Below are 23,418 nucleotides of genomic sequence, written 5' to 3'. Positions count from 1 at the left end.
GCCGCGCGCTCCCGCCGCGGCCGGTGGGCGACCGGGTCAGCTGTTGCTGGTCGCCCGCACCTCGGCCAGGCTGGTCACGCCCTGCAGCACCTTCTCGATGCCATCCTGGCGCAGCGTGCGCATGCCCTCGAGCAGCGCGCACTGCAGCAGCTGCTCGGCGCGCGCGCTGGTCTGGATCAGCCGGCGCAACTCGCGCGACACGATCATCAGCTCGTGCAGGCCCGCACGACCACGCTGCCCCGTGCCGCCGCATTTGTCGCAGCCGGGACTGTGGTGGTGCATCAAGTGGCCGTTCTGGCCGAAGCGCTCTGTCCATTCTGCTCGGATCACGTCTGGTTGGAACCGAGGGTGATCTTGCGGACAGATATGCAAGTAATCGTGCAGAAGCTCGTCGATTTGTTCGGTCGATGCCAACCCTGACACACGGCAGTGGGGGCACAAACGTCTCACCAACCGTTGTGCCAGCACACCCAGCAGGGAGTCTGCAAAGTTGAACGGGTCCAGACCCATGTCGATGAGCCGCGTGACGGTCTCCGGCGCGCTGTTGGTGTGCAATGTGGACAGGACCAGATGTCCCGTCAGCGAGGCTTCGACGCCCATCTGGGCGGTTTCGCCGTCGCGCATTTCACCGACCATGATCACGTCCGGGTCGGCCCGCAGGAAGGCCCGCAGCGCCTTCGCGAAGGTCCAGTCGATCTTCGGGTTGACCTGCACCTGGCGCAGGCCGGGCTGGGTGATTTCGACCGGGTCCTCGGCGGTCCAGATCTTGCGCTCGGGCACGTTGATGTGGCTGAGCGCCGAGTGCAGCGTGGTCGTCTTGCCCGAGCCGGTCGGGCCGACGCACAGCACCAGCCCGTAGGGGCGCTCCATCGCCTCCTTCAGGTGCTTCAGGTTCCACGGGCTCAAGCCCAGGTTGTCGAGCGGGATCGGCTTGGCCGACGCGAGGATCCGCATCACCACGTCCTCCAAACCGCTGTTGGTCGGGATGGTGGCCACGCGCAGCTCGATCTTGTGCTGGGGCGAGAACTTGGCGAAGTTGATCTTGCCGTCCTGCGGCTTGCGGCGCTCGGAGATGTCGAGGTCGCACATGATCTTGATGCGGGCGATCAACGCATTGCGGTAGTTCGGCGGCAGCTCCAGGTGGGTGCGCAGCGTGCCGTCCTTGCGGAAGCGGACCTTGATCTTGTCGCGGCCGGGGTAGCTCTCGATGTGGATGTCGGAGACGCCTTCCTTGTGCGCCTCGATGATCATGTTGTTGATCAGGCGCACCAGCGAGTTGTCGGATTGCTCGATCTGCCGCTCGTCCTCGAAGCCGGGCAGGCCGGAGTGCTCCTTCTCGAGCGTCTCCATCAGCTTGCCGGTGTCGGCGGCGACGAACTCGATCGGCTTGTCGGGCGAGTCGCCGTTGGCCGCCTGGTGGTTGGCGGCGCCGATCTTCTCGTAGGCGGCGAAGATGGTGTCGGCCACCGAGTGGCCGAGCGCGAGCACCGGCACGATCTTCATCTGTGCCATGAACTCGACCTCGTCGACCGCGCTGCGGCGGCGCGCCGGGTCGTCGATCGCGATCACCAGCCGGCCTTCGCGGATCAGCAGCGGCAGCACCTGCAGCCGCGCGGCGGCCGCATAGGGCAGCTTGCGCAGCGCCTCGGGCTCGACCGGGAAGGCGTTGACGTTGACGACCGGGTAGCCCATCTTGCGGGCGAGCGCCGTCTGCAGGTCCTCGCGCGAGACGGTGCCCATGCGCACCAGCAGCTCGCCCAGTGGCACGTTGCGGTCGTTCTTCTGCTGCGAGAGCGCGTCCTGCAGCTGTTCTTCGCTGACCAGGCCGAGCGAGGTCAGCGCCTCGCCGATGCGCACCATCGGCATCTTGGCCTGCTGTTCGATCGCGCTGAGCAGCTGGTTGGGCGTGACGATCTGGCGCGAGACGAGGATGTCGCCGAGCTTCTGGCTGCGCAGCTGCTGCTGCATGTCGGCGGCCTGGGCCACCTGCTGTGGCGTCGCCATCTTCTCGGCGACCAGCAGGTCGCCGATGCGCTCGCCGATCTCGAAGCTCTGGTAGGCGTCGCGCGGCACGAACAGGCGCTGCACGCTGCCCTCGGCATCGATCGGCGGGAACAGGAACAGGCCGTGCGCCGTCTCGACGTGGCCGATGGTGTCGCCTTCGAGCAGTGCGGCGGATTTGAGCGTCACCTTGTAGCGGCTGGAGGGGCGGTGCTCCAGCATGCCGGCGTGCGGGTCGCCGCTGGCGTCGCTGGCGGGCTTCAGCGGCTCGACGACGCACAGGCTGCGGAACTGCGTGAAGCGCAGCGCCATCGTCGTGCGCGCCGGGGGCACCTGCACATGCGCGACGGTCTCTTCCGGCACGAAGAAGATCAGCCGGCCGTTCATCTCGCGGTCGTTCAGGCCGACGATGCGGCAGGCCTGCGGCTGGTTCTGCTCCAGCGCATCGGGGTAGGCGGCGAACGGCGGCGTCGGCCAGCGAAAGCCTTCATGGCGGGCCTTCTCGGCCGGCGCGGGCGCGGGCGCGGGCGCGGGCGGATCCGAGAGGGGCGGCAGGTCCAGGACCCAGTTCGGCGGAGTCGTCAGATCGGACACGGGGTCCATCCTTTGAAGGACGGGCGCGTGCGGACAGGCCGGCGCGCCAGGGCGCGGAACAGTTTTCCGCCCTGGCATCGTAGAAGTACCACCCCCTGTACAAAGCGACGAATTGACGGTCTTTGGGCCGCCATCTCCGCGTGGGGAGCAGGTACTAGCTTTTCATCTGGTCCGGCAGGAACGTGATGATCTGCGGGAACAGGTACAGCAGCACCACCATCAGCACCATCAGCAGGAAGAACGGGAAGGCGGTCTTCGCGATGAAGCCGATCTCGCGGCGCGTCATGCCCTGCAGCACGAACAGGTTGAAGCCCACCGGCGGCGTCACCTGGGCCATCTCGACGACGATCACGATGAAGATGCCGAACCACAGCGGGTCGATGCCGGCCTTCTGCACCGTCGGCATGATCACCCCCATCGTCAGCACCACCATCGAGATGCCGTCGAGGAAGCAGCCGAGGACCACGTAGAACGCGGTCAGCATCAGGATCAGCCCGAACGGGCTCAGCCCCAGCGTCGCGATCCATTCGGCGAGGTGGCGCGGCAGGCCGATGTAGCCCATCGCGAGCGTCAGGAACGCCGCACCCGACAGGATCAGCGCGATCATGCAGTACAGCCGCGTGCCGCCCATCAGCGACTGCTTGAAGGTGCTCCACGTCAACGAGCCTTGCAGCGCCGACAGGATCAGCGAGCCCAGCACGCCCAGCCCCGCGGCCTCGGTGGCGGTGGCGATGCCGGCGTAGATCGAGCCCAGCACCGCGGCGATCAGCAGCACCACCGGAATCAGGCTGCGCGAGGCCTCGAGCTTTTCGCGCAGGCTCATCGGCGCGTCGGGCGGCGGGATCTGCTCGGGGTGGCGCAGCGACCACAGCGCGATGTAGCCGGAGAAGATCAGCGCCAGCAGCGCGCCCGGCAGCACGCCGGCGATGAACAGCTGCGAGATCGAGACGTCGGCCGTCACGCCGTAGACGATCATGATGATCGACGGCGGGATCAGCAGCCCCAGCGTGCCCGCGCCGGCCAGCGAGCCGATCGCCATCGCGTCGGGGTAGCCGCGGCGTTTCAGTTCGGGCAGGCTCATCTTGCCGATGGTGGCGCAGGTGGCCGCGCTCGAGCCCGACACCGCCGCGAAGATCGCGCAGCCGACCACGTTGGTGTGCAGCAAGCGGCCGGGCAACCGTTGCATCCACGGCGCGAGGCCCTTGAACATGTCCTGGCTGAGCCGGGTGCGGAACAGGATCTCGCCCATCCAGATGAACAGCGGCAGCGCGGTCAGCGTCCAGCTCGAGGCCGAGCCCCAGATCGTCACCGCCATCGCGTCGCCCGCCGGCCGCGAGCTGAACAGCTGCATGCCGATCCACGCGACGCCCGACAGCGTCAGCCCGATCCACACGCCGCTGCCGAGGATCAGGAACAGCGACGCGATCAGCAGCGTCGTCACCATCAGGTCATTCATTGCGGCTCGCCTCTTCGGACACCGGCACCACGCGCCGGCCGAGGATTTCCAGCACCAGCTCGTCGACGAACGCGACCGCGAGCACCACGCTGCCGGCGGCCATGCTCAGCTGCGGGATCCACAGCGGCATCGCGTCGTTGCCGGTCGAGATGTCGTGGAACACGTACGACTGCCAGACCAGCTTGCAGGCGTAGAACGCCGCCATCAGCGCCAGCGCGCTCGCGGCGCCCAGCGCCCACAGCTCCAGGCGCCGGCGCGCTGCGCCCTTCAGCGCATTGAGCAGCAGCGTCACGCGGATGTGCTCGCCCTGCTTCAGCGTGTGGGCGAGCGCGAGGAAGCCGGTGGCGGCCATCAGGTAGCCGGCGTAGCTGTCGACGCCCGGCACGTTGAAGTGCAGCTGCCGGCTGACGATCGACAGCAGCACGGCCAGCAGCAGCCCGACCATGAAGACCGCGGCGAGCGCGGCGCTGGCGTCGTACAGCGCGTCCAGCCCGCGGCGCAGCGCCGCGCTCACGGCTTGCGGTAGGCGTCGACGATGGCCTGGCCTTCGGGGCCGGCCTTCTGCAGCCACTCCTGCAGCATCGTGTCGCCGACCTTCTTCAGGTCGGACTTGAGTTGCGCGGACGGCGGCAGGATGGTCATGCCGTTCTTCTTCAGCAGCTCGAGGTACTCGGTGTTCTTGCTCTTCGACAGCGCCCAGCCGCGCGCCTCGGCGTCGGCGCCGGCCTTCAGCAGCGCGGCCTGGGTGGGCTTGTCGAGCGCGTCGAACGCGGCCTTGTTGACCAGCACCGCGTTCTTCGGCAGCCAGGCCTGGGTGTCGTAGAAGTACTTGATGTGCTCGTAGGTCTTGGTGTCGTAGCCGGTCGAGCCGGACGACATGTACGACTCGATCACGCCGGTGGCCATGGCCTGCGACAGCTCGGCCGCCTGCACCGTGACCGGCTGCGCGTTGACGAGCTCGGCGATGCGCGAGGTGGCCGGGCTGTAGGCGCGCCACTTGACGCCCTTCAGGTCGGCGGCCGAGTTGATCGGCTTCTTGACGTAGATGCCCTGCGGCGGCCAGGCCACCGCGTAGAGCAGCATCATTCCCTGCTCGGCGAGCTTCTTGTCGAGCACCGGCTTCTGCGCCTTGTAGAGCTTGGCCGATTCGTCGTAGCTGTCGGCGAGGAAGGGCAGGCCGTCGGCACCGAAGATCTGCCACTCGTTCTGGTAGTTGACCAGCAGGATCTCGCCGATCTGCGCCTGGCCGCCCTGCACCGCGCGCTTGATCTCGGGCGCCTTGAACAGCGAGGCATTGGCATGCACGGTGATCTTCAGCTTGCCGGCTGTGGCCTTGTCGACATCGGCGGCGAACTGGGTCAGGTTCTCGGTGTGGAAGTTGCTGGCCGGGTAGGCGGCCGGCAGGTCCCATTTGGTCTGGGCCGCGGCCGGGAGGGACAGGGCAGCGGAGAACACGCAAGCCAGCAGCGGAAGACGCACGCTCATCGGGAGACTCCAGAGGTTGATGCCCGCTAGGTTAAGCAGCTTGCTGCTGCGCGACCATACGGGCTTCTACGCTTAGCAAGCTCTGTTCCACGGACGGACTGTGTAGAAAGTGAGGAGCCGAAAGGCCTTTTGTTTTCCTAGGATCGCGCGACGTGCCCGGGCTGTTGGGGCCAATCAATCGACCCCAAGAGCTCACGGCATGGCAAGCAAGTCTCCTTCCGGCAGCGCGCCTGCCATCGAGCAGGTTCCCTCGTCATTCGTTGAGCCACCTGCAGGCTATGTGGATTGGTTCATCGAGTTGAAGGCGCGCATACAGACGGCGCAGCAGCGGACCGTGGTGGCAGCAAACCAGGAACTTGTGTTGTTGTACTGGCAGATCGGTCGCGACATTCTTGCTCGCCAAGCCCACCAGGGATGGGGTGCCAAGGTCATCGACCGGCTCGCCCACGATCTGCACAATGCCTTTCCCCAGATGAAGGGCTTCTCACGTGCCAACCTGATGTACATGCGAGCGTTCGCCGACGCTTGGCGTGACGGCCAAATTGTCCAACAGCTTGTTGGACAATTGCCGTGGGGCCACAACCTCGTGCTGCTGAGCAAACTGAAAGACCAACCTACTCGGCTGCGGTACGCGCAGCGTGCCATCGAGCAAGGATGGTCGCGCAACGTCCTGACGATGCAGATCGACGGCAATGCGCTGGCTCGCGAAGGTCAAGCTGTCACCAATTTCGGATCCGCATTGCCGCCCCCTCAGTCCGACTTGGCGCGCCACGCATTGAAAGACCCCTACCTCTTCGATTTTCTGGAGGTGGGCAAGGAGGCGGACGAGCGCTCGATCGAACAGGCCCTTGTCCAGCACATCTCACGCTTCTTGCTGGAACTCGGGGCGGGTTTCGCCTTTGTCGGGCGTCAACTGCATCTTGAAGTGGGTGGCGAGGATTTCTACGTCGACCTGTTGTTCTACCACCTCAAATTGCACAGCTACGTGGTGGTGGAACTCAAGGCCGGCGCCTTCAAGCCTGAGCACGCCGGACAGTTGGGCTTCTATCTTTCGGCGGTTGATGCCCAGTTCAAGTCGGAGCATGACGGACCGACCATCGGCCTTCTGCTGTGCCGTACCAAGAATCGAGTGGTCGCTGAGTACGCCCTGCGCGACTCGAACAGGCCCATCGGGGTGGCCGAGTATCAACTGGTCGAAGCGCTGCCGGCCGATCTGCGGACCAGCCTCCCCAGCGTGGAGCAGATCGAGCGTGAACTGGGTGCCGTCGGCGAGAGCGGACGTGATGCCCCATCCTGGAAATCCTGAAGGACGACGTCTCTTCTGAGGACAATGCTTTCTTTCGCCGCAGCGTTCCTTCGCCCATGAACCACCGTTTCGTCGAAGCCTTCTACTGGGTCGTCACGCTGAAGAGCGTCTCGCGCGCCGCCGAAAAGCTGTTCATCACGCAATCGGCGATGTCCAGCCGTATCGCCGCGCTGGAGGAAGAGTTGGGCGTGCTGCTGCTGGACCGGCGCGACAAGCAGTTCCGCCTGACCGTCGGGGGCTTGCGCTTCTTCACGCATGCGCAGCGCCTGCTCGCGCTGCACCGCGAGATCAAGGCCGAGATGGGCGCCGGCGCGGGCGGCACGCAGCGCACCGTCTCGCTGCGCATCGGCGTCATCGAATCGGTGCTGCACTCCTGGCTGATCGACTGGGTGCAGCACATGCGCAGCACCAACCCCGATTTCGCGCTCGAGCTGACGGTCGAAACCACGCCGGTGCTGGTCGACCAGGTGCAGCGCGGCGCGCTCGACCTCGCCTTCGCCGCGCTGCCGACCTCCGGCGAGAACCTGCGCAGCCGCGCGCTGCCGCCGATGGAGATGGTGTTCGTCGGCCACAAGGACCTGCACCGCAAGCGCCGCTACGCGCTTGCCGACCTGGCGCAGCTGGAGCTGCTGACCTTCCAGCGCGGCTCGCAACCGCACGTCGCGCTGCTCGACCTGTTCCGCGAGGCCGGGCTGGAGCCGCGGCGGGTCCACGCCATCTCGTCGATCTCGGCGATGGTGCAGCTGGTGGAGGGCGGCATCGGCATCGCGACGCTGCCGCTGGCCGCGGTGCTGCGGCTCGCCGAGCGCCTGCCGATCAAGCCGCTGGCCTGCGAGGTGCCGCTGCTCCCCTTGCCGGTGCATGCGAGCTGGCGCGACGACCCGACTTCGTCGGTCGCGATCGACGTGCTGGACGCCGTGTTCGACTACATCGGCGTGCCGAAGACCGGAGTGAAGGCCCCCAGGAAGCGCACCAAAAATGGGTGAAAACCCCAAGTTGGCTCATCGAAAAAATCGATGAGCTGAGAAAAAAATTTCTTGTTTGCGGCGGCGTGCCCGAGGCCAACACAATCCGCCCCATTCGCAAACCCACCTGCCGCCAGGGTCTTGTCATGAAGCCTGAACAGAAGTCCTCCAGTGCATCGCGAGCCCGCGCCGAGATCCGCGCCGGCCGCCACGCCACCCACACCAGCGGCCTGGCCGACGACCATGTGCAAGGCAACCTGGTGGTCCTGCCGCAGGCCCTCGCGAACGACTTCCTGCGCTTCTGCCAACGCAACCCGAAGCCGTGCCCGGTGCTGGCCGTTTCCGAACCCGGCGACCCGATGCTGCCGACGCTGGGCCACGACATCGACATCCGCAGCGACGTGCCGCGCTACCGCGTGTGGCGCCATGGCGAGCTGGTCGACGAGGTCGCCGACATCACCACGCTGTGGCGCGACGACCTGGTCAGCTTCGTGATCGGCTGCTCGTTCTCGTTCGAGCAGGCGCTGCTCGATGCCGGCGTGCCGCTGCGCCACGTCGCGCAGAACCGCAACGTCGCGATGTACCGCACGAATATCCCCACCGTGGCGGCCGGGCCGTTCCATGGGCCGATGGTGGTGTCGATGCGTCCGCTGACCGCGGCCGACGCGATCCGCGCGGTGCAGGTCACCTCGCGCTTCCCGTCGGTGCACGGCGCGCCGGTGCACCTGGGCGACCCGGCGCAGATCGGCATCGCCGACATCACCCGCCCCGACTACGGCGATGCCGTCGACGTGCTGCCCGGCGAGCTGCCGGTGTTCTGGGCCTGCGGCGTGACGCCGCAGGCCGCGATCACGCAGGCCCGCCCTGAGTTCTGCATCACGCACGCACCCGGCGCGATGCTGATCACCGATCTCTTGAACACGCACATCGCCAGTCTCTGAGTTCCCGTTCTTTCTTCATCCCTACCAGGAGCAGTCCCCATGCAACATTCGCAACCGCGTCCGCAACCGCGCAGAAGCGTTCTCCAGGCGCTGGGCGCCACCTTGTTCGGTCTGGGTTTCGGCACCGGCGCGCGCGCGCAATCGGCCGAGGTGAAGATCGGCGTGATCTACCCGCTGACCGGCCCGGCCGCGTCGACCGGCGCCGAGCTGAAGAACGCGCTGGAGCTGGCCGCCGACATCATCAACAACGGGGCGAAGGGCATCGCCGACCTGCCGTTCGCCGCCGGCGGTGGCCTGCCGAAGCTGAAGGGCGCGAAGATCAAGCTGGTGTTCGCCGACCACCAGGGCAACCCGCAGACCGGCGCGACCGAGGCCGAGCGGCTGATCACGCAGGAAAAGGTGGTCGCGCTCGTCGGCGCCTACAACAGCAACGTCACCGCCACCGCGAGCCAGGTGGCCGAGCGCTACGGCGTGCCCTTCCTGAACCCGGAGTCGTCGTCGGCCTCGCTGACGGCGCGCAACTTCAAGTGGTTCTTCCGCACCACGCCGCATGACGACCTGTTCGTGCACAACTTCTTCGACTTCCTGAAGGAGCTGGAGGCAAAGAAGAACTTCAAGATCGGCGCGATCGCGACCTTCAACGAGAACACGCTGTGGGGCAACGAGACCACCAAGCTGCAGGCCAGGCTCGCGCCCGAGAAGGGCTACAACCTGGTCAAGCAGGTCACCTACCCGGCCAAGAGCACGCAGCTCACGTCGGAAGTGCAGACGCTGAAGGCGGCCAACCCGTCGCTGGTGATGCAGTCGTCGTACCTGGGTGACGCGCTGCTGTCGATGAAGACCTACAAGGAGCTGGGCTTCTCGCCGGACATGATCCTCGCGAACAACGCCGGCTTCACCGACACCGAGTTCATCAAGACGCTGGGCAAGGACGCCGAGTACGTGATCACGCGCGAGGTGTGGGCGCTCGACCTGGCCACGCGCAACCCGCTGATCAAGCAGGTCAACGACCTGTTCCTCGCGCGCTACAAGGCCAACTTCACCGGCAACTCGTCGCGCACCTTCACCGGGCTGATGGTGCTGGCCGATGCGATCAACCGCGCCGCCTCCACCGAGCCGGAAGCGATCCGCAAGGCACTGTCGGAAACCGACCTGCGCGCCGAGAACCTGATCATGCCGTGGAAGGGCGTCAAGTTCGACAGCACCGGCCAGAACACGCTGGGCCGCGGCATCCTGGTGCAGATCATCGACGGCAAGTACAACACGGTGTACCCGTTCAACCTGGCGACGCGCGAGGTCACGTGGCCGATGCCGAAGTGGGACCAGCGCAAGTAACCAGGCCCACGGGACCTCCATCATGACCGCAGAAATCCTGCTCCAGACCCTCGCGTCCGGCGTGTTGATCGGGCTGATCTATGCGTTGGTCGCGATCGGCCTCACGATGATCTTCGGCGTGATGGACATCGTGAACTTCGCGCACGGCGAGTTCCTGATGCTCGGCATGTACGCGAGCTTCTGGCTGTTCGCGCTGTTCGCGCTCGACCCGCTGCTGACGCTGCCGCTCACGGTGCTGATGCTGTTCGCGTTCGGCGTGCTGCTCTACAAGCTGGTGATCCGCCGCATCACCGATGCGCCGATGCTCAGCCAGATCTTCACCACCTTCGGGCTGATGATCCTGTTGCGCGGCGTCGCGCAGTTCCTGTGGAAGCCCGACTTCCGCTCGATCGAGGGTTCGTGGGTCAGCGGCAGCGTCAAGCTGGCCGGCATCCAGCTCGGCCGGCCGCAGCTGGTGGCGGGGCTCGGCGCGATCGTGGTCACCGCGCTGGTGCACTTCTTCCTGACGCGCACCCGGCTCGGCGCGGCGCTCGAAGCCACCGCCGCCGACAAGGAGGCCGCGCAGCTGATGGGCATCGATTCGCACCGCATGTTCGCGCTCGCCTGGGGCATCGGCGCGGCCTGCGCAGGTGCGGCCGGGGTGCTGCTCGCGACCTTCTTCCCGATCTTCCCGGAGGTCGGCGCCAACTTCATCCTGCTCGCCTTCGTCGTCGTCAACCTCGGCGGTTTCGGCAGCGTGACCGGCGCGTTCTGGGCCGGCATCCTGGTCGGCGTGATCGAGGTGATGGGCGGGCTGCTGCTCGGGCCGCAGTACAAGACCGCCGTCGTGCTGGTGCTGTTCCTCGCGGTGTTGATGTTCCGGCCGCAGGGCCTGATGGGGAAAGCATGAAGCCATCTACGAAGACCCTCGCACTCATGGCACTGGCGGCCGCGGCCGTCCTGCTGCCGTTCGTCACGCACAGCCCCTCGCACCTGAACCTCGCGATCCTGGTGCTGATGGCCGCGCAGCTCGGCGTTGCGTGGAACCTGCTCGGCGGCTATGCCGGCCAGGTCTCGCTCGGCCACGCGGCGTTCTACGGGCTCGGCGCCTACACCTCGACGCTGCTGCTGCTGAACTTCGGCGTCAACCCGTGGCTCGGCATGCTGCTCGGCGGCGTGGTTGCGGCGCTGCTGAGCCTCGGCTTCGGCTGGTCGTGCTTCCGGCTGAAGGGCCACTACTTCGCGATGGCGACCATCGCGGTCGCCGAGATCGTGCAGATCGTGTTCACCAACTGGGAATACGCCGGCAGCGCGGTCGGCCTGACAATCCCGATGGACCAGCGGGGCTGGGCCACGATGGTGTTCGCCGACAAGGCGCCGTACTACTGGATCGCGCTCGGGCTGCTGACGCTGACGCTGGGGGCCACCTGGGCGGTGGAGCGCAGCCACATCGGCTACTACCTGCGGGCGATCAAGGACGAGCCCGATGCCGCGCGCAGCATCGGCATCGACATCGCGCGCTACAAGCAGGTGGCGCTGTCGCTCAGCGCGTTCTTCACCGCGCTCGGCGGCAGCCTGTACGCGCAGAAGGAGCTGTACATCGACCCGGGCTCGGTGCTGAGCACCGCGCTGTCGATCAAGATGGCGCTGGTGTCCATCCTCGGCGGCGTCGGCACGCTGTTCGGGCCGGTGGTCGGCTCGGTGGTGCTGACGACGATCGAAGAGTTCACGCGCGCCAGCTTCGGCGGCACCGGCCGCGGCACCGACACCATCATCTACGCGGCGCTGATCGTCGGCATCGCGGTGTTCTACCCGAGCGGGCTGATCGGCTGGTTCCGCGAATGGCGGCAACGGCGCCGCGCCCGCGCGGCCGAAGCCGCCAAGGTGGAGGTGGCGCTGTGAGTCTGCTCGAACTTCAAGGTGTCTCGAAACGCTTCGGCGGCCTGATGGCCAACCAGGACGTCTCGTTCAGCGTCGATGCCGGCCAGATCGTCGGGCTGATCGGCCCGAACGGGGCCGGCAAGACGACGGCGTTCAACTGCGTGGCCGGCTTCTACACGCCGAGTGCCGGCGAGATCCGGCTCGACGGCAAGGTCATCTCCGGCCTGCCGCCCGAGGCCTGCGCCCGTGCCGGCGTCGGCCGCACCTTCCAGGTCGCGCGCACCTTCACCAGCATGACGGCCTGCGAGAACGTGATGGCCGGTGCGCTGATGCGCAAGCGCCGCGTCTCGGCGGCGCGTGCCGAGGCGCTGCAGTGGCTGGCCTTCGTCAACCTCGGTCAATTCGCCGACAAACCCGCCGGCAGCATGACGATCAGCGAGCAGCGCCGCCTGGCGGTGGCGCGCGCGCTGGCCATCGCGCCGAAGCTGCTGCTGATGGACGAGGTGATGGCCGGCCTGAACCCGTCGGAGGTGCGCGAGATGGTGAGGGTGGTGCTGAACATCCGCGAGCGCGGCATCGCGTGCCTGATCGTCGAGCACGTGCTCGAAGGCATCATGCCGATCGCCGACAAGATCGTCGTGCTCGACCGTGGTGTGAAGATCGCCGACGGCACGCCGGCCGAGGTCTCGCGCGACCCGCACGTGATCCACGCCTACCTGGGAGACGAGTGATGCTGCAGGTTTCCAACTTGCGCGTCAGCTACGGCGGCGTGCTGGCCTTGTCTGACGTCAGCCTCGAGGTGCCGCAGGGCAGGATCGTCGCGCTGGTCGGCGGCAACGGCAACGGCAAGTCGACCACGCTGCGCGCGATCGCCGGCCTCAACAAGGTCGATGCCGGAAGCGTGCGCTTCGATGGCCGTCTGGTGCACGAGCTGCCGGCCCACCGGCGGGTGCCGCTCGGCCTGTCGCTGGTGCCCGAAGGCCGCCGGCTGTTTCCGCGCCTGACGGTGCGGCGCAACCTGGAGCTCGGCGCCTTCACCCGCACCGATGCGCACGAGATGGCGGCCGGCATCGACGAGATGTTCACGCTGTTCCCGATCCTGAAGGAGCGCGAGACGCAACTGGCCGGAACGATGAGCGGCGGCGAGCAGCAGATGCTCGCGATTGCACGCGGCCTGATGGCGAAGCCGAAGCTGCTGATGCTGGACGAGCCGTCGTGGGGCATTGCGCCGAAGTTCGTCGCGAAGGTGCTGGAGGTGATCCAGCGCGTGAACCAGAGCGGCGTGACGATCCTGCTGGTCGAGCAGAATCTGCACAAGGCCTTGTCGATCGCGCACCATGGCTACGTGATCCAGACCGGGCGCATCGTGATGCAGGGCAGTGGCGCCGAGCTGGCGGCCAACGACGACGTCAAGAAGGCCTATCTAGGGTTGTGATGATCCCCGGCACGGGACACAGGAAGGATTCCATGCAAGCTCAAGTTCAAGGCACCGACCGCTGGCAGTTCTGGATCGACCGCGGCGGCACGTTCACCGACGTGGTCGCGAAGCGCCCCGACGGCGTGCTGGTCACCCACAAGCTGCTCAGCGAGAACCCCGAGCAGTACCGCGATGCCGCGGTCGCCGGCATCCGCCACCTGCTCGGCCTGAAGCCGGGTGAGCCGTTTCCGGCCGAGCGCGTCGAGTGCGTGAAGATGGGCACCACGGTGGCCACCAACGCGCTGCTCGAACGCAAGGGCGAGCCGACGCTGCTGGTCACGACCAGGGGCTTTCGCGATGCGCTGCGCATCGCGTACCAGGACCGCCCACGCATCTTCGATTGCCACATCCAGCTGCCCGAACTTTTGTACAGCCGCGTGATCGAGGCGCGCGAGCGCGTCGGCGCGAAGGGCGAGCTGATCGAGGCGCTCGACGAGGCGCAGCTGCAGGCCGACCTGCAGAGCGCCTACGACGCCGGGCTGCGCAGCGTCGCGATCGTCTTCATGCACGGCTACCGCTTCACCGCGCATGAGCTGGCTGCCAAGGCGATCGCGCAGCGCATCGGCTTTCCGCAGATCAGCGTCTCGCACGAGGTCAGCCCGCTGATGAAGCTGGTCGGCCGCGGCGACACCACGGTGGTCGACGCCTACCTGTCGCCGATCCTGCGCCGCTATGTGGAGCAGGTCGCGAGCGAGATGCCGGGCGTGAAGCTGTTCTTCATGCAGTCGTCCGGCGGGCTGACCGATGCGCATGCCTTCCAGGGCAAGGACGCGATCCTGTCCGGCCCGGCCGGCGGCATCGTCGGCATGGTGCGCACCGCGCAACTCGGGCTGTCGCCGCTGGGCTTGCAGCGCGATGACCTGCCGGCCGGGGCGAACGGCAACGCCGCGGCCGCCGACGTGAAGGTGATCGGCTTCGACATGGGCGGCACCTCCACCGACGTCAGCCACTTCGCCGGCGAATTCGAGCGCGCCTTCGAGACGCAGGTGGCCGGCGTGCGCATGCGCGCGCCGATGATGAGCATCCACACGGTCGCGGCCGGCGGCGGCTCGATCCTCAGCTTCGACGGCGCGCGCTTCCGCGCCGGGCCGGAGAGCGCCGGCGCGAACCCGGGCCCGGCCTGCTACCGCCGCGGCGGCCCGCTCGCGGTGACCGATGCGAACGTGATGCTGGGCAAGATCCAGCCGGCGCATTTCCCGAAGGTGTTCGGCCCGAACGCCGACCAGTCGCTCGATCGCGAGGTGGTCGTGCGCAAGTTCACCGAGATGGCGGCCGAGATCGAGCGCGCGACCGGCGCCAAGCGCTCGCCGGAGGAAGTGGCCGAGGGCTTCATCGACATCGCGGTCGGTGCGATGGGCAATGCGATCAAGAAGATCTCGGTGGCGCGCGGCTACGACGTGACGCGCTATGCGCTGCAGTGCTTCGGTGGCGCCGGCGGCCAGCACGCCTGCCGCGTGGCCGATGCGCTCGGCATGAACCGGGTGTTTGCGCACCCGCTGGCCGGCGTGCTGTCGGCCTACGGCATGGGGCTGGCCGACCAGGCGGTGCTGCGCGAGCGCGCGGTCGAGCTGCCGCTGGCCGGTGCGATGCCGGCGGTGGCCGAGGTGCTCGATGCGCTGGCCGCCGAGACCGAGGGCGAGCTGAAGCGCCAGGGCACCAGCAGTGCCGCGGTGACGGTGCTGCGCCGCGTGCACGTGCGCTACGAGGGCACCGATTCGGCGCTGGTGGTGCCGTTCGGCACGCCGGAGGCCATCCAGGCCGCGTTCGAGGCCGCGTACCGCCAGCGCTTCGCGTTCCTGATGAGCGAGCGCCGGCTGGTGATCGAGGCGGCGTCGGTCGAGGCGATCGGTGCCGGCGATGCACCGGTCGAGCCGCGCCATGCGCTGGCCGCGAGCGGCGCGGCGCCGGTGCGCGAGACGGTGCAGCTGTTCAGCGGTGGCCGCTGGTGGGATGCGGCGCTGGTGGTGCGCGAGGACGCGCTGCCCGGCCACACCATCGACGGCCCGGCCGTCATCGCCGAGAAGACCGCGACCACCGTCGTCGAGCCCGGCTGGCGCGCGCGCGTCACCGCCTACGACCACCTGCTGCTCGACCGCGTGCAGCCGCGCGAGGCGAGGCGCGCGATCGGCACCACGGTCGACCCGGTGATGCTGGAGGTGTTCAACAACCTGTTCATGAACATCGCCGAGCAGATGGGGCTGCAGCTGCAGAACACCGCGTACTCGGTGAACATCAAGGAGCGGCTCGACTTCAGCTGCGCGCTGTTCGATGCCGACGGCAACCTGATCGCCAACGCGCCGCACATGCCGGTGCACCTGGGCTCGATGAGCGAGTCGATCAAGACAGTGATCCAGGGCAATGCCGGGCGCATGCAGCCCGGCGATGTCTTCGTGCTGAACGACCCGTACCACGGCGGCACGCACCTGCCCGACGTGACGGTGGTGACGCCTGTCTACCAGGGCGACGCGGCCGGCGAGAAGCCGCTGTTCTACGTCGGCTCGCGCGGCCACCACGCCGACATCGGCGGCATCACGCCCGGCTCGATGCCGCCGTTCTCGACGCGCATCGAAGAAGAGGGCGTGCAGATCGACAACGTCAAGCTGGTCGAGGCCGGCGTGCTGCGCGAAGCCGAGATGCTGGCGCTGCTGAAGAGCGGCCCGCACCCGTCGCGCAACCCGCAGCAGAACATCGCAGACCTGAAGGCGCAGATCGCAGCCAACGAGAAGGGCGTGCAGGAGCTGCGCAAGATGGTGCTGCAGTTCGGGCTCGACGTGGTGCAGGCCTACATGCGCCACGTGCAGGACAACGCCGAGGAATCGGTGCGCCGCGTGATCACGCGGCTGAAGGACGGCGCGTTCACGCTGCCGCTGGACAACGGCGCGCGCATCAGCGTGGCCATCCGGGTGAACGAGCAGGCGCGCAGCGCGGTGATCGACTTCACCGGCACCTCGGCCCAGCTGACGAACAACTTCAACGCGCCGCGCGCGGTCTGCATGGCCGCGGTGCTGTACGTGTTCCGCACGCTGGTCAACGACGACATCCCGCTGAACGCCGGCTGCTTGAAGCCGCTGCAGGTGATCATTCCCGAGGGCTCGATGCTGAACCCGAACCCGCCGGCCTCGGTGGTGGCGGGCAATGTCGAGACCTCGACCTGCATCACCAACGCGCTGTACGGCGCGCTCGGCGTGATGGCGGCCGGCCAGTGCACGATGAACAACTTCACCTTCGGCAACGCGACCTACCAGTACTACGAGACGATCTCCGGCGGTTCGGGCGCCGGGCCGGATTTCGACGGCACCTCGGTCGTGCAGACGCACATGACGAACTCGCGGCTCACCGACCCGGAGGTGCTCGAGTTCCGCTTCCCGGTGCGGCTGGACAGCTACGAGATCCGCCCCGGCTCGGGCGGTGCCGGGCGCCACCGCGGCGGCGACGGCGGCGTGCGGCGCGTGCGCTTCCTCGAGCCGATGACGGCCTCGATCCTGTCGAACGGGCGGCATGCCGGCGCGTTCGGCATGGCCGGCGGCTCGGCCGGGCGGCCGGGCATCAACCGGGTCGAGCGGGCCGACGGGCAGGTCGAGACGCTGGACCACATCGGCTCGGTGCCGATGGGGCCGGGCGACGTGTTCGTGATCGAAACGCCGGGCGGTGGGGGCTACGGGGCCGCCTGAGGGCAAGATGCAAACGATGTCAGTACAGATGGACCGGTGTGACCGGGTCGGGAAGGGCGTGAACGCTCCCTACACTTCGCACCGCTCGGCCTATCCCTCCCTCCGGCCGAGCAGTCCGGCCCTCTCCTCCCTTCGGCCGGACCTTCGGGCCCGCTGCTGCAACAGTCCCCCCCTTGCCGGCGGGCCCATTCTTTTTTCTCCCCCTCGATGTTCTTGCTGAAGCTGGCACTGGTCTGCGCGGTCGTGCTGGCCGCGAGCTTCGCCGCGAAGCGCTTCGGCCATGGGGTCGCGGGCACCTTGTCGGGGTTGCCGATGATTGCCGGGCCGATCATGGGTTTCGTGCTGCTGCAGGCGCCGCTGTCGCAGGCGCATGCGATCGCGGTGGCGACCCTGGTCGCCTACCCGGCGATGGTGTCGCACATGGTGGCGTTCGCGCATGCCGTGCGGCGCTGGCCGTGGTGGGTGTCGTTGATCGCGGCGAATGCGGTGTTCCTCGCGGTCGGCAGTTTGCTGGTGTGGATCGAGTTGCCGCTGCCGGCCGCCTGCGTGCTGGCCGCGCTCGCGCCGTGGGCCGGGCTGCGACTGATGCCGACGCACCGCCGCGAGCGCACGGTGCTGCACATCCCGTCGATCGAACTGGCGCTGCGCGTGGCGGCGGCCGCGGCGCTGGCGGCCGCGATCATGGGCGGCGCGTCGGTGTTCCCTGCTGCCGTCAGCGGGCTGCTGCTCGCGTTGCCGATCACCGGCAATGTGTTGCCGTGCTTCACGCGGGTGCGGCATGGGGCCGACGCGACGATCGAGCTGCTGGCCGGCTTCGTGCGCGGCATGGTCGGCTTCGGCGCGTTCTTCATGGTGCTCGCGCTGGCGCTGCCGGCGCTCGGGGCCGGCCTGTCTTATGCGGCGGCGTGGGGACTGGTGCTGGTGGTCGCGTGGGGGCTGCAGCGGCGCCGGCCTGCGCTCAGCGTGCCGCCTGCCGCACCCGATTGACATCGCAGGCCTCGACCGACGGCCACACCGCGGGTTACACCGTGTCGGGCCGACCCGCGTTGACACCGCCCTGCTGGCGCTGTAAAAAGAGCGCATGTTCTACATGATGTAAAAATAGAACATACGTTCAAAGACAAGGCGCAGCGCGAGCCACGCAGCCACCGCATGTGCCGGGCAGGAGACAAGCATGACCCGTTCATTCCGAGCCGGGGCGCCGCGGTGCGCCTCGCTGATTGGTGCGCTGCTGCTGGCAGCCTGTGGTGGCGGTGGCAACGACCCCGCGTCGACCCCGCCCGCTGCCGAGTCGGGCGCCCCGCCCACCGAGCGCACCGCCGCGGTGGCCGCGCCCGGCGCCGGCCAGTGGACCCCGCTGATCCCGCTGTCGATGGTGACGCCGTCGGCCGCGCTGCTGCCGAACGGCAAGGTGATGCTGTGGGCGTCGTCCGACCGCTTCACCGACGGCGCGCCGAGCGGCCAGACCTACACGACGCTGTTCGACCCGGCCACGCAGACCGCCAGCGAGACGCTGATCACGCAGACCGGCCATGACATGTTCTGCACCGGCACGACCAACCTGCCGGACGGCCGCATCCTCGTCAACGGTGGCAAGGACAGCGCCAAGACCACGGTCTACGACCCGGTGGCCAATGCCTGGAGCACCGGCGCGACGATGACGATCCCGCGCGGCTACAACGCCAACACGATCCTCGCCGACGGTTCGGTCTTCACGTTCGGCGGCTCGTGGAGCGGCGGGCGTGGCAACAAGCACGGCGAGCGCTGGACCGCCGCCGGTGGCTGGGCCCGGCTCACCGGCGTGCCGGTGGATGCAGCACTCGGCAACGACCCCGATTTCGCGTTCCGCGCCGACAACCACATGTGGCTGTTCCCGGCACCGAACGGCAAGGTGCTGCACGCCGGGCCGGCGGCCAACATGAACTGGATCGACACGCAAGGCAACGGCAGCATCACGCCCGCCGGCACGCGCGGCGACGATGCGTACAGCCAGAGCGGCAACGCGGTGATGTACGACATCGGAAAAATCCTGAAGGTCGGCGGCGCGCCGGCCTACGAAGGGCAGAACGCCAACAACCGCGCCTACGTGATCGACGTGAACGCCGGTGTCTCGGTGCGCAAGGTCGCGCCGATGGCGTACTCGCGCATCTTCAGCAACGGCGTCGTGCTGCCGAACGGCCAGGTGCTGGTGATCGGCGGCCACAGCTTCGGCCACCCGTGGTCCGACGACAACTCGGCGCTGGTGCCCGAGCTGTGGAACCCGGCCACCGAAACCTTCGTGCCGCTGCCGCCGATCGGCGTGCCGCGCAACTACCACAGCATCGCGCTGCTGCTGCCCGACGCACGCGTGCTGACGGCCGGCAGCGGCCTGTGCGGCAGCTGCTCGACCAACCATGCGAACGCGCAGATCCTGACGCCGCACTACCTCCTGAACGACGACGGCACGCTCGCGACCCGTCCGGCGATCAGCACCGCGCCGGCCACCGCGACGCAGGGCACCGACATCGCGGTGACGACGAACGCCGCGATCGCGCAGTTCTCGCTGGTGCGCGTGGGCTCGACCACGCACACCGTCAACAACGACCAGCGCCGCATCCCGCTGCAGTTCACCGCCACCGGCACCAACGCATACTCGCTGGCGCTGCCGTCGAACCCCGGCGTGCTGCTGCCCGGCTACTACATGCTGTTCGCGATGAACGCGGCCGGCACGCCGTCGGTCTCGAAGATGATCCGCATCGGCAGCGATGCCGCACCGAAGCTGGTGAACCCCGGCACGCAGAGCAGCATCAGCGGCAGCACGGTGAGCCTGGCGCTGGCCGCCACCACGCCGACCGGCACGCTGACCTGGTCGGCCACCGGCCTGCCGCCGGGCCTGTCGCTCAACACCACCACCGGTGCGATCACCGGCACGCCGACCACGGTGGGCCAGTACGTCGTCACGGTCAGCACGCGCAATGACGTGGCGGCCAGCAGCACGATGCTGGCGTGGAACGTCACGCCGGTGCTCGGCGCGACGGTGCAGTACGTGATGCTGGAGGCGGTGTCCGAGCAGGGCGGCAACGCCTGGACCTCGATGGCCGAGTTCAACCTGCTCGACCGGGCCGGTGCGGTGATCCCGCGCACCGGCTGGGCGGTGCAGGTCGACAGCCAGGAAGCGGCGAGCGGGCAGAACTCCGGCGCGGCCGCGATCGACGGCGATGCAGCAACCTTCTGGCACACCAAGTACACCGGCGGCAACGCGCCGTTGCCGCACCGCTTCATCGTCAACCTCGGCAGCGCGCGTGGCATCGGGGGTTTCAAGTACCTGCCCCGGCCGGTCGCGGGCGGGCTGAACGGCATCATCGCCGGCTACAACTTCTACATCGGCAACGACGGCGTCAACTGGTCGCTGCTGAAGAGCGGCAACTTCAACGACTTCCCGGACCGCAGCTCGGAGAAGACGGTCACCGTCGACCGCGCGCCGGCCATCGCGCCGATCGCGAACCGCAACAACCTGGTCGGGCAGGCGGTGTCGTTCGGCGTCAGTGCCGGCGATCCGGATGGTGATGCGCTCACGTACTCGGCCGCCGGGTTGCCGAACGGCCTCGCGATCAATGCGACGAGCGGGCTGGTCAGCGGCAGCGTGACGACGGTCGGCAACTTCGCGGTGACGGTCGGCGTCAACGACGGGCACGGCGGCACTGCGAGCGCGGCGTTCAGCTGGAACGTCAGCGCGGCGGCCTTCGTGATCGACCCGGTCGCCGCGGCGCCGGTCGCCTCGGGCGGCAGCGTCACCTTCAACGTCGCGTCGAACGGCGGCGGCGGTACGCGCTACCGCTGGACCTTCGGCGACGGCACGGCGCAGACGGCGTATTCGACCGCGACGTCGATCGCCCACACCTATGCGGCGCCGGGCCTCTACAACGTGACGGTCGAGGCGATCGACGCGAACAACGTCGTGACCTCGCGCACCTTCAAGCAGGCCGTCTATGCAGCGGCGACCGCGGCGCGCCCGACCTCGTCGTCGGCGATCGCGTTGGAGCCGGTGGCCACGCCACGCGTGTGGCTGGTCAACCAGGACAACGACAGCGTCAGCGTCTTCAACGGCAGCACGAACGCGCGGGTCGCCGAGATCGCGGTCGGCACCCGGCCGCGCAGCGTGGCGCGTGCGCCCGACGGCCGCCTGTGGGTCGTCAACAAGGGCGACGCGACGATCAGCATCGTCAACGCGAGCACGCTGGCGGTCGCGCAGACGGTGGCCTTGCCACGCGCCTCGCAGCCGTTCGGGCTGGCGTTCGCGCCGGATGGCAGCGCGGCCTATGTCGCGCTCGAAGGCACCGGCCAGTTGCTGAAGCTCAACGCCTCGACCGGGGCGACGCTCGGCAGCGTGGCGGTCGGCGCGAACCCGCGGCATGTGGCAGTGACGGCCGCGAGCGACCGGGTGCTGGTGTCGCGCTTCATCTCGCCGGCGCTGCCGGGCGAGGGCACGGCCGCGGTGCAGACGGCCGTGAGCGGCGTCAAGAAGGGCGGCGAGGTGGTCGTCGTGACCGCGGCGATGGCGGTGGAGCGCACCGTCGTGCTGCAGCACAGCGACAAGCCCGACAGCCTGCTGCAGGGCCGCGGCATCCCGAACTACCTGGCGCCGGCGGTGATCTCGCCGGACGGCGCGAGCGCCTGGGTACCGGCCAAGCAGGACAACCTGCTGCGCGGCACGCTGCGCGACGGCAACAACCTCGACTTCCAGAACACCGTGCGCGCGATCAGCTCGCGCATTGACCTGACCGGCTGGAGCGAGGACTACGCGGCGCGCATCGACCACGACAACTCCGGCGTCGGCAGCGGCGCGGTGTTCCACCCGACCGGCGCCTACCTGTTCGTCGCGCTCGAGACGAGCCGCGAGGTGGCGGTGGTCGACCCGGTCGGCAAGGCCGAGATCTACCGCTTCCCGGTCGGGCGTGCGCCGCAGGCGGTGGCGGTGTCGGCCGACGGGCTGAAGCTGTACGTCAACAACTTCATGGACCGCACGCTCGGGGTGTATGACCTGACGCGTCTGGTGAACTTCGGCGAGCTGAACCTGCCGCTGCTGGCGAATGCCGGCGCCGTCGGCACCGAGAAGCTCGCGGCCACCGTGCTGACGGGCAAGAAGCTGTTCTACGACGCGGCCGACACGCGGCTGGCGCGCGATGCCTACATGAGCTGCGCGTCGTGCCACAACGACGGCGGGCAGGACGGTCGCACCTGGGACTTCACCGGCCTCGGCGAAGGCCTGCGCAACACCATCTCGCTGCGCGGCCATGCCGGTGCGCAGGGCAACCAGCACTGGACCGGCAACTTCGACGAGATCCAGGACTTCGAAGGCCAGATCCGCAACTTCGCGCTCGGCACCGGGCTGATGAGCGATGCGCAGTTCAACACCGGCACGCGTTCGCAGCCGCTGGGCGACCGCAAGACGGGCGTCAGCGCCGACCTGGATGCGCTGGCGGCGTACGTCGCGTCGTTGAAGACCGGCGACGCGAGCCCGTACCGCAACGCGAACGGCACGCTGACGACCGACGCGCTGGCCGGCCAGGCGCTGTTCCGCGGCGCGGGTGGGTGCCTCGCGTGCCACGGTGGTACCGACGTGACCGACAGTGCCGGCGGCGTGCTGCGCAATGTCGGCACGATCAAGGCGTCGTCGGGCAAGCGGCTCGGCCAGACGCTGACCGGGCTGGACACGCCGACGCTGAAGGGCGCCTGGTCGAGCGGGCCGTACCTGCACGACGGCTCGGCGGCGACGCTGCTGGACGTGCTGACCACCGCCAACGCGGCCAACCAGCACGGCGCGGCGGGCAGCCTGACGGCGGCGCAGCGCACGCAGCTGGTGGCCTACCTGCAGCAGCTGGACGACAGCAACGATGCGATCAGCGCGGCGACGATCGGTGGGTTGTCGGTGCTGGACACGGCGAACGCGGTGGACTGGTCGGTGCAGGCCAACCTGCAGGCGAGCGCGCTGCAGTTCGGCGACCGCACCTTCACGATCACCGGGTTGCCGGCGGTGCTGTCGGGTTCTCCCTGGTTGCGCACCGCGAACGATTCGAAGACCTTCACCGGCAACCCGACGGTGAGTTTCACGCTGAACCAGCCGGCGGACGTGTACCTGACGGTCGACGACCGCTTCACCGGTGCGTTCGCGTGGATGGCGGGCTGGTCGAACACCGGGCTGAAGATGACGTCCGACGAGGGCGGAACGGCGCGCAGCTTCAGCGTGTGGACGAAGAGCTTCCCGGCCGGGACGGTGAGCCTGGGACCGGTCGCGACTGGGGGCAACAGCATGTACAGCGTGGTGGTGCGGTAGGGAGGGAACAGCGG

15 protein-coding genes are annotated in these 23,418 nt (G+C 68.3%); 11 read left to right on the top strand and 4 right to left on the bottom strand.

The features are described from left to right. Positions 1–36: 36 nt before the first annotated feature. From ACXJLU_RS15690 to ACXJLU_RS15675, 4 genes are all read right to left on the bottom strand, one after another. Entirely contained in the window at positions 37–2,595 is a 2,559-nt protein-coding gene (locus ACXJLU_RS15690; protein ID WP_489742157.1) for a GspE/PulE family protein, read from the bottom strand. 154 nt (positions 2,596–2,749) lie between these two features. Then, entirely contained in the window at positions 2,750–4,051 is a 1,302-nt protein-coding gene (locus tag ACXJLU_RS15685) for a TRAP transporter large permease (protein ID WP_457332439.1), read from the bottom strand. After that, entirely contained in the window at positions 4,044–4,553 is a 510-nt protein-coding gene (locus tag ACXJLU_RS15680) for a TRAP transporter small permease (RefSeq protein ID WP_073466435.1), read from the bottom strand. The genes ACXJLU_RS15685 and ACXJLU_RS15680 overlap by 8 nt, the downstream gene beginning before the upstream one ends. An 8-nt stretch (positions 4,554–4,561) precedes the next feature. Then, the gene (locus ACXJLU_RS15675; protein WP_073466379.1) at positions 4,562–5,536 is read right to left on the bottom strand and encodes a TRAP transporter substrate-binding protein; all 975 of its coding nucleotides are present in this window, start codon (positions 5,534–5,536) and stop codon (positions 4,562–4,564) included. 199 nt (positions 5,537–5,735) lie between these two features. Between ACXJLU_RS15675 and ACXJLU_RS15670 the strand changes: the two genes are divergently transcribed. The 11 genes from ACXJLU_RS15670 to ACXJLU_RS15620 all read left to right on the top strand — a co-directional run bounded on the left by ACXJLU_RS15670 (position 5,736) and on the right by ACXJLU_RS15620 (position 23,404). Further along, positions 5,736–6,842: a PDDEXK nuclease domain-containing protein gene (locus ACXJLU_RS15670; RefSeq protein WP_457332437.1), complete on the top strand. Its 1,107-nt coding sequence runs from the start codon at positions 5,736–5,738 to the stop codon at positions 6,840–6,842. Between the two features lie 56 nt (positions 6,843–6,898). Further along, positions 6,899–7,828, top strand: a complete 930-nt coding sequence (locus ACXJLU_RS15665) for a LysR family transcriptional regulator (RefSeq protein WP_457332435.1) — start codon at positions 6,899–6,901, stop codon at positions 7,826–7,828. A 125-nt stretch (positions 7,829–7,953) separates the two neighbouring features. Further along, on the top strand, positions 7,954–8,748 hold the full coding sequence (locus ACXJLU_RS15660; protein WP_457332433.1) for a putative hydro-lyase: 795 nt from the start codon (positions 7,954–7,956) through the stop codon (positions 8,746–8,748). A gap of 39 nt (positions 8,749–8,787) precedes the next feature. Continuing rightward, positions 8,788–10,083, top strand: coding sequence for an ABC transporter substrate-binding protein (locus tag ACXJLU_RS15655; RefSeq protein ID WP_457332431.1), 1,296 nt, complete (start codon positions 8,788–8,790; stop codon positions 10,081–10,083). Between the two features lie 22 nt (positions 10,084–10,105). Beyond that, complete coding sequence (locus tag ACXJLU_RS15650; RefSeq protein ID WP_457332429.1) at positions 10,106–10,972, top strand: branched-chain amino acid ABC transporter permease; 867 nt, start codon at positions 10,106–10,108, stop codon at positions 10,970–10,972. Continuing rightward, a complete protein-coding gene (locus ACXJLU_RS15645) occupies positions 10,969–11,964 on the top strand; it encodes a branched-chain amino acid ABC transporter permease (RefSeq protein ID WP_073466368.1) in 996 nt (331 codons plus the stop codon). Before ACXJLU_RS15650 ends, ACXJLU_RS15645 begins: the two co-directional genes overlap by 4 nt. Then, a complete protein-coding gene (locus ACXJLU_RS15640) occupies positions 11,961–12,674 on the top strand; it encodes an ABC transporter ATP-binding protein (RefSeq protein ID WP_457332427.1) in 714 nt (237 codons plus the stop codon). Before ACXJLU_RS15645 ends, ACXJLU_RS15640 begins: the two co-directional genes overlap by 4 nt. Continuing rightward, positions 12,674–13,378 (top strand): ABC transporter ATP-binding protein, encoded by a 705-nt coding sequence (locus ACXJLU_RS15635; protein ID WP_457332425.1) that lies wholly within the window; start codon positions 12,674–12,676, stop codon positions 13,376–13,378. The genes ACXJLU_RS15640 and ACXJLU_RS15635 overlap by 1 nt, the downstream gene beginning before the upstream one ends. Before the next feature lie 32 nt (positions 13,379–13,410). Next, the gene (locus ACXJLU_RS15630) at positions 13,411–17,091 is read left to right on the top strand and encodes a hydantoinase B/oxoprolinase family protein (protein WP_457332423.1); all 3,681 of its coding nucleotides are present in this window, start codon (positions 13,411–13,413) and stop codon (positions 17,089–17,091) included. 207 nt (positions 17,092–17,298) lie between these two features. After that, on the top strand, positions 17,299–18,078 hold the full coding sequence (locus tag ACXJLU_RS15625; RefSeq protein ID WP_457332421.1) for a hypothetical protein: 780 nt from the start codon (positions 17,299–17,301) through the stop codon (positions 18,076–18,078). 187 nt (positions 18,079–18,265) lie between these two features. Continuing rightward, positions 18,266–23,404 carry a putative Ig domain-containing protein gene (locus tag ACXJLU_RS15620; protein WP_457332419.1) on the top strand — a complete coding sequence of 1,713 codons (5,139 nt, stop codon included), beginning with the start codon at positions 18,266–18,268 and terminating at the stop codon, positions 23,402–23,404. Positions 23,405–23,418: the final 14 nt, after the last annotated feature.

The organism is Rhizobacter sp. P5_C2 (assembly GCF_054049715.1).
Note: the sequence above shows the minus strand (reverse complement) of the source record. Positions and strands in the feature narration are given on the sequence as shown.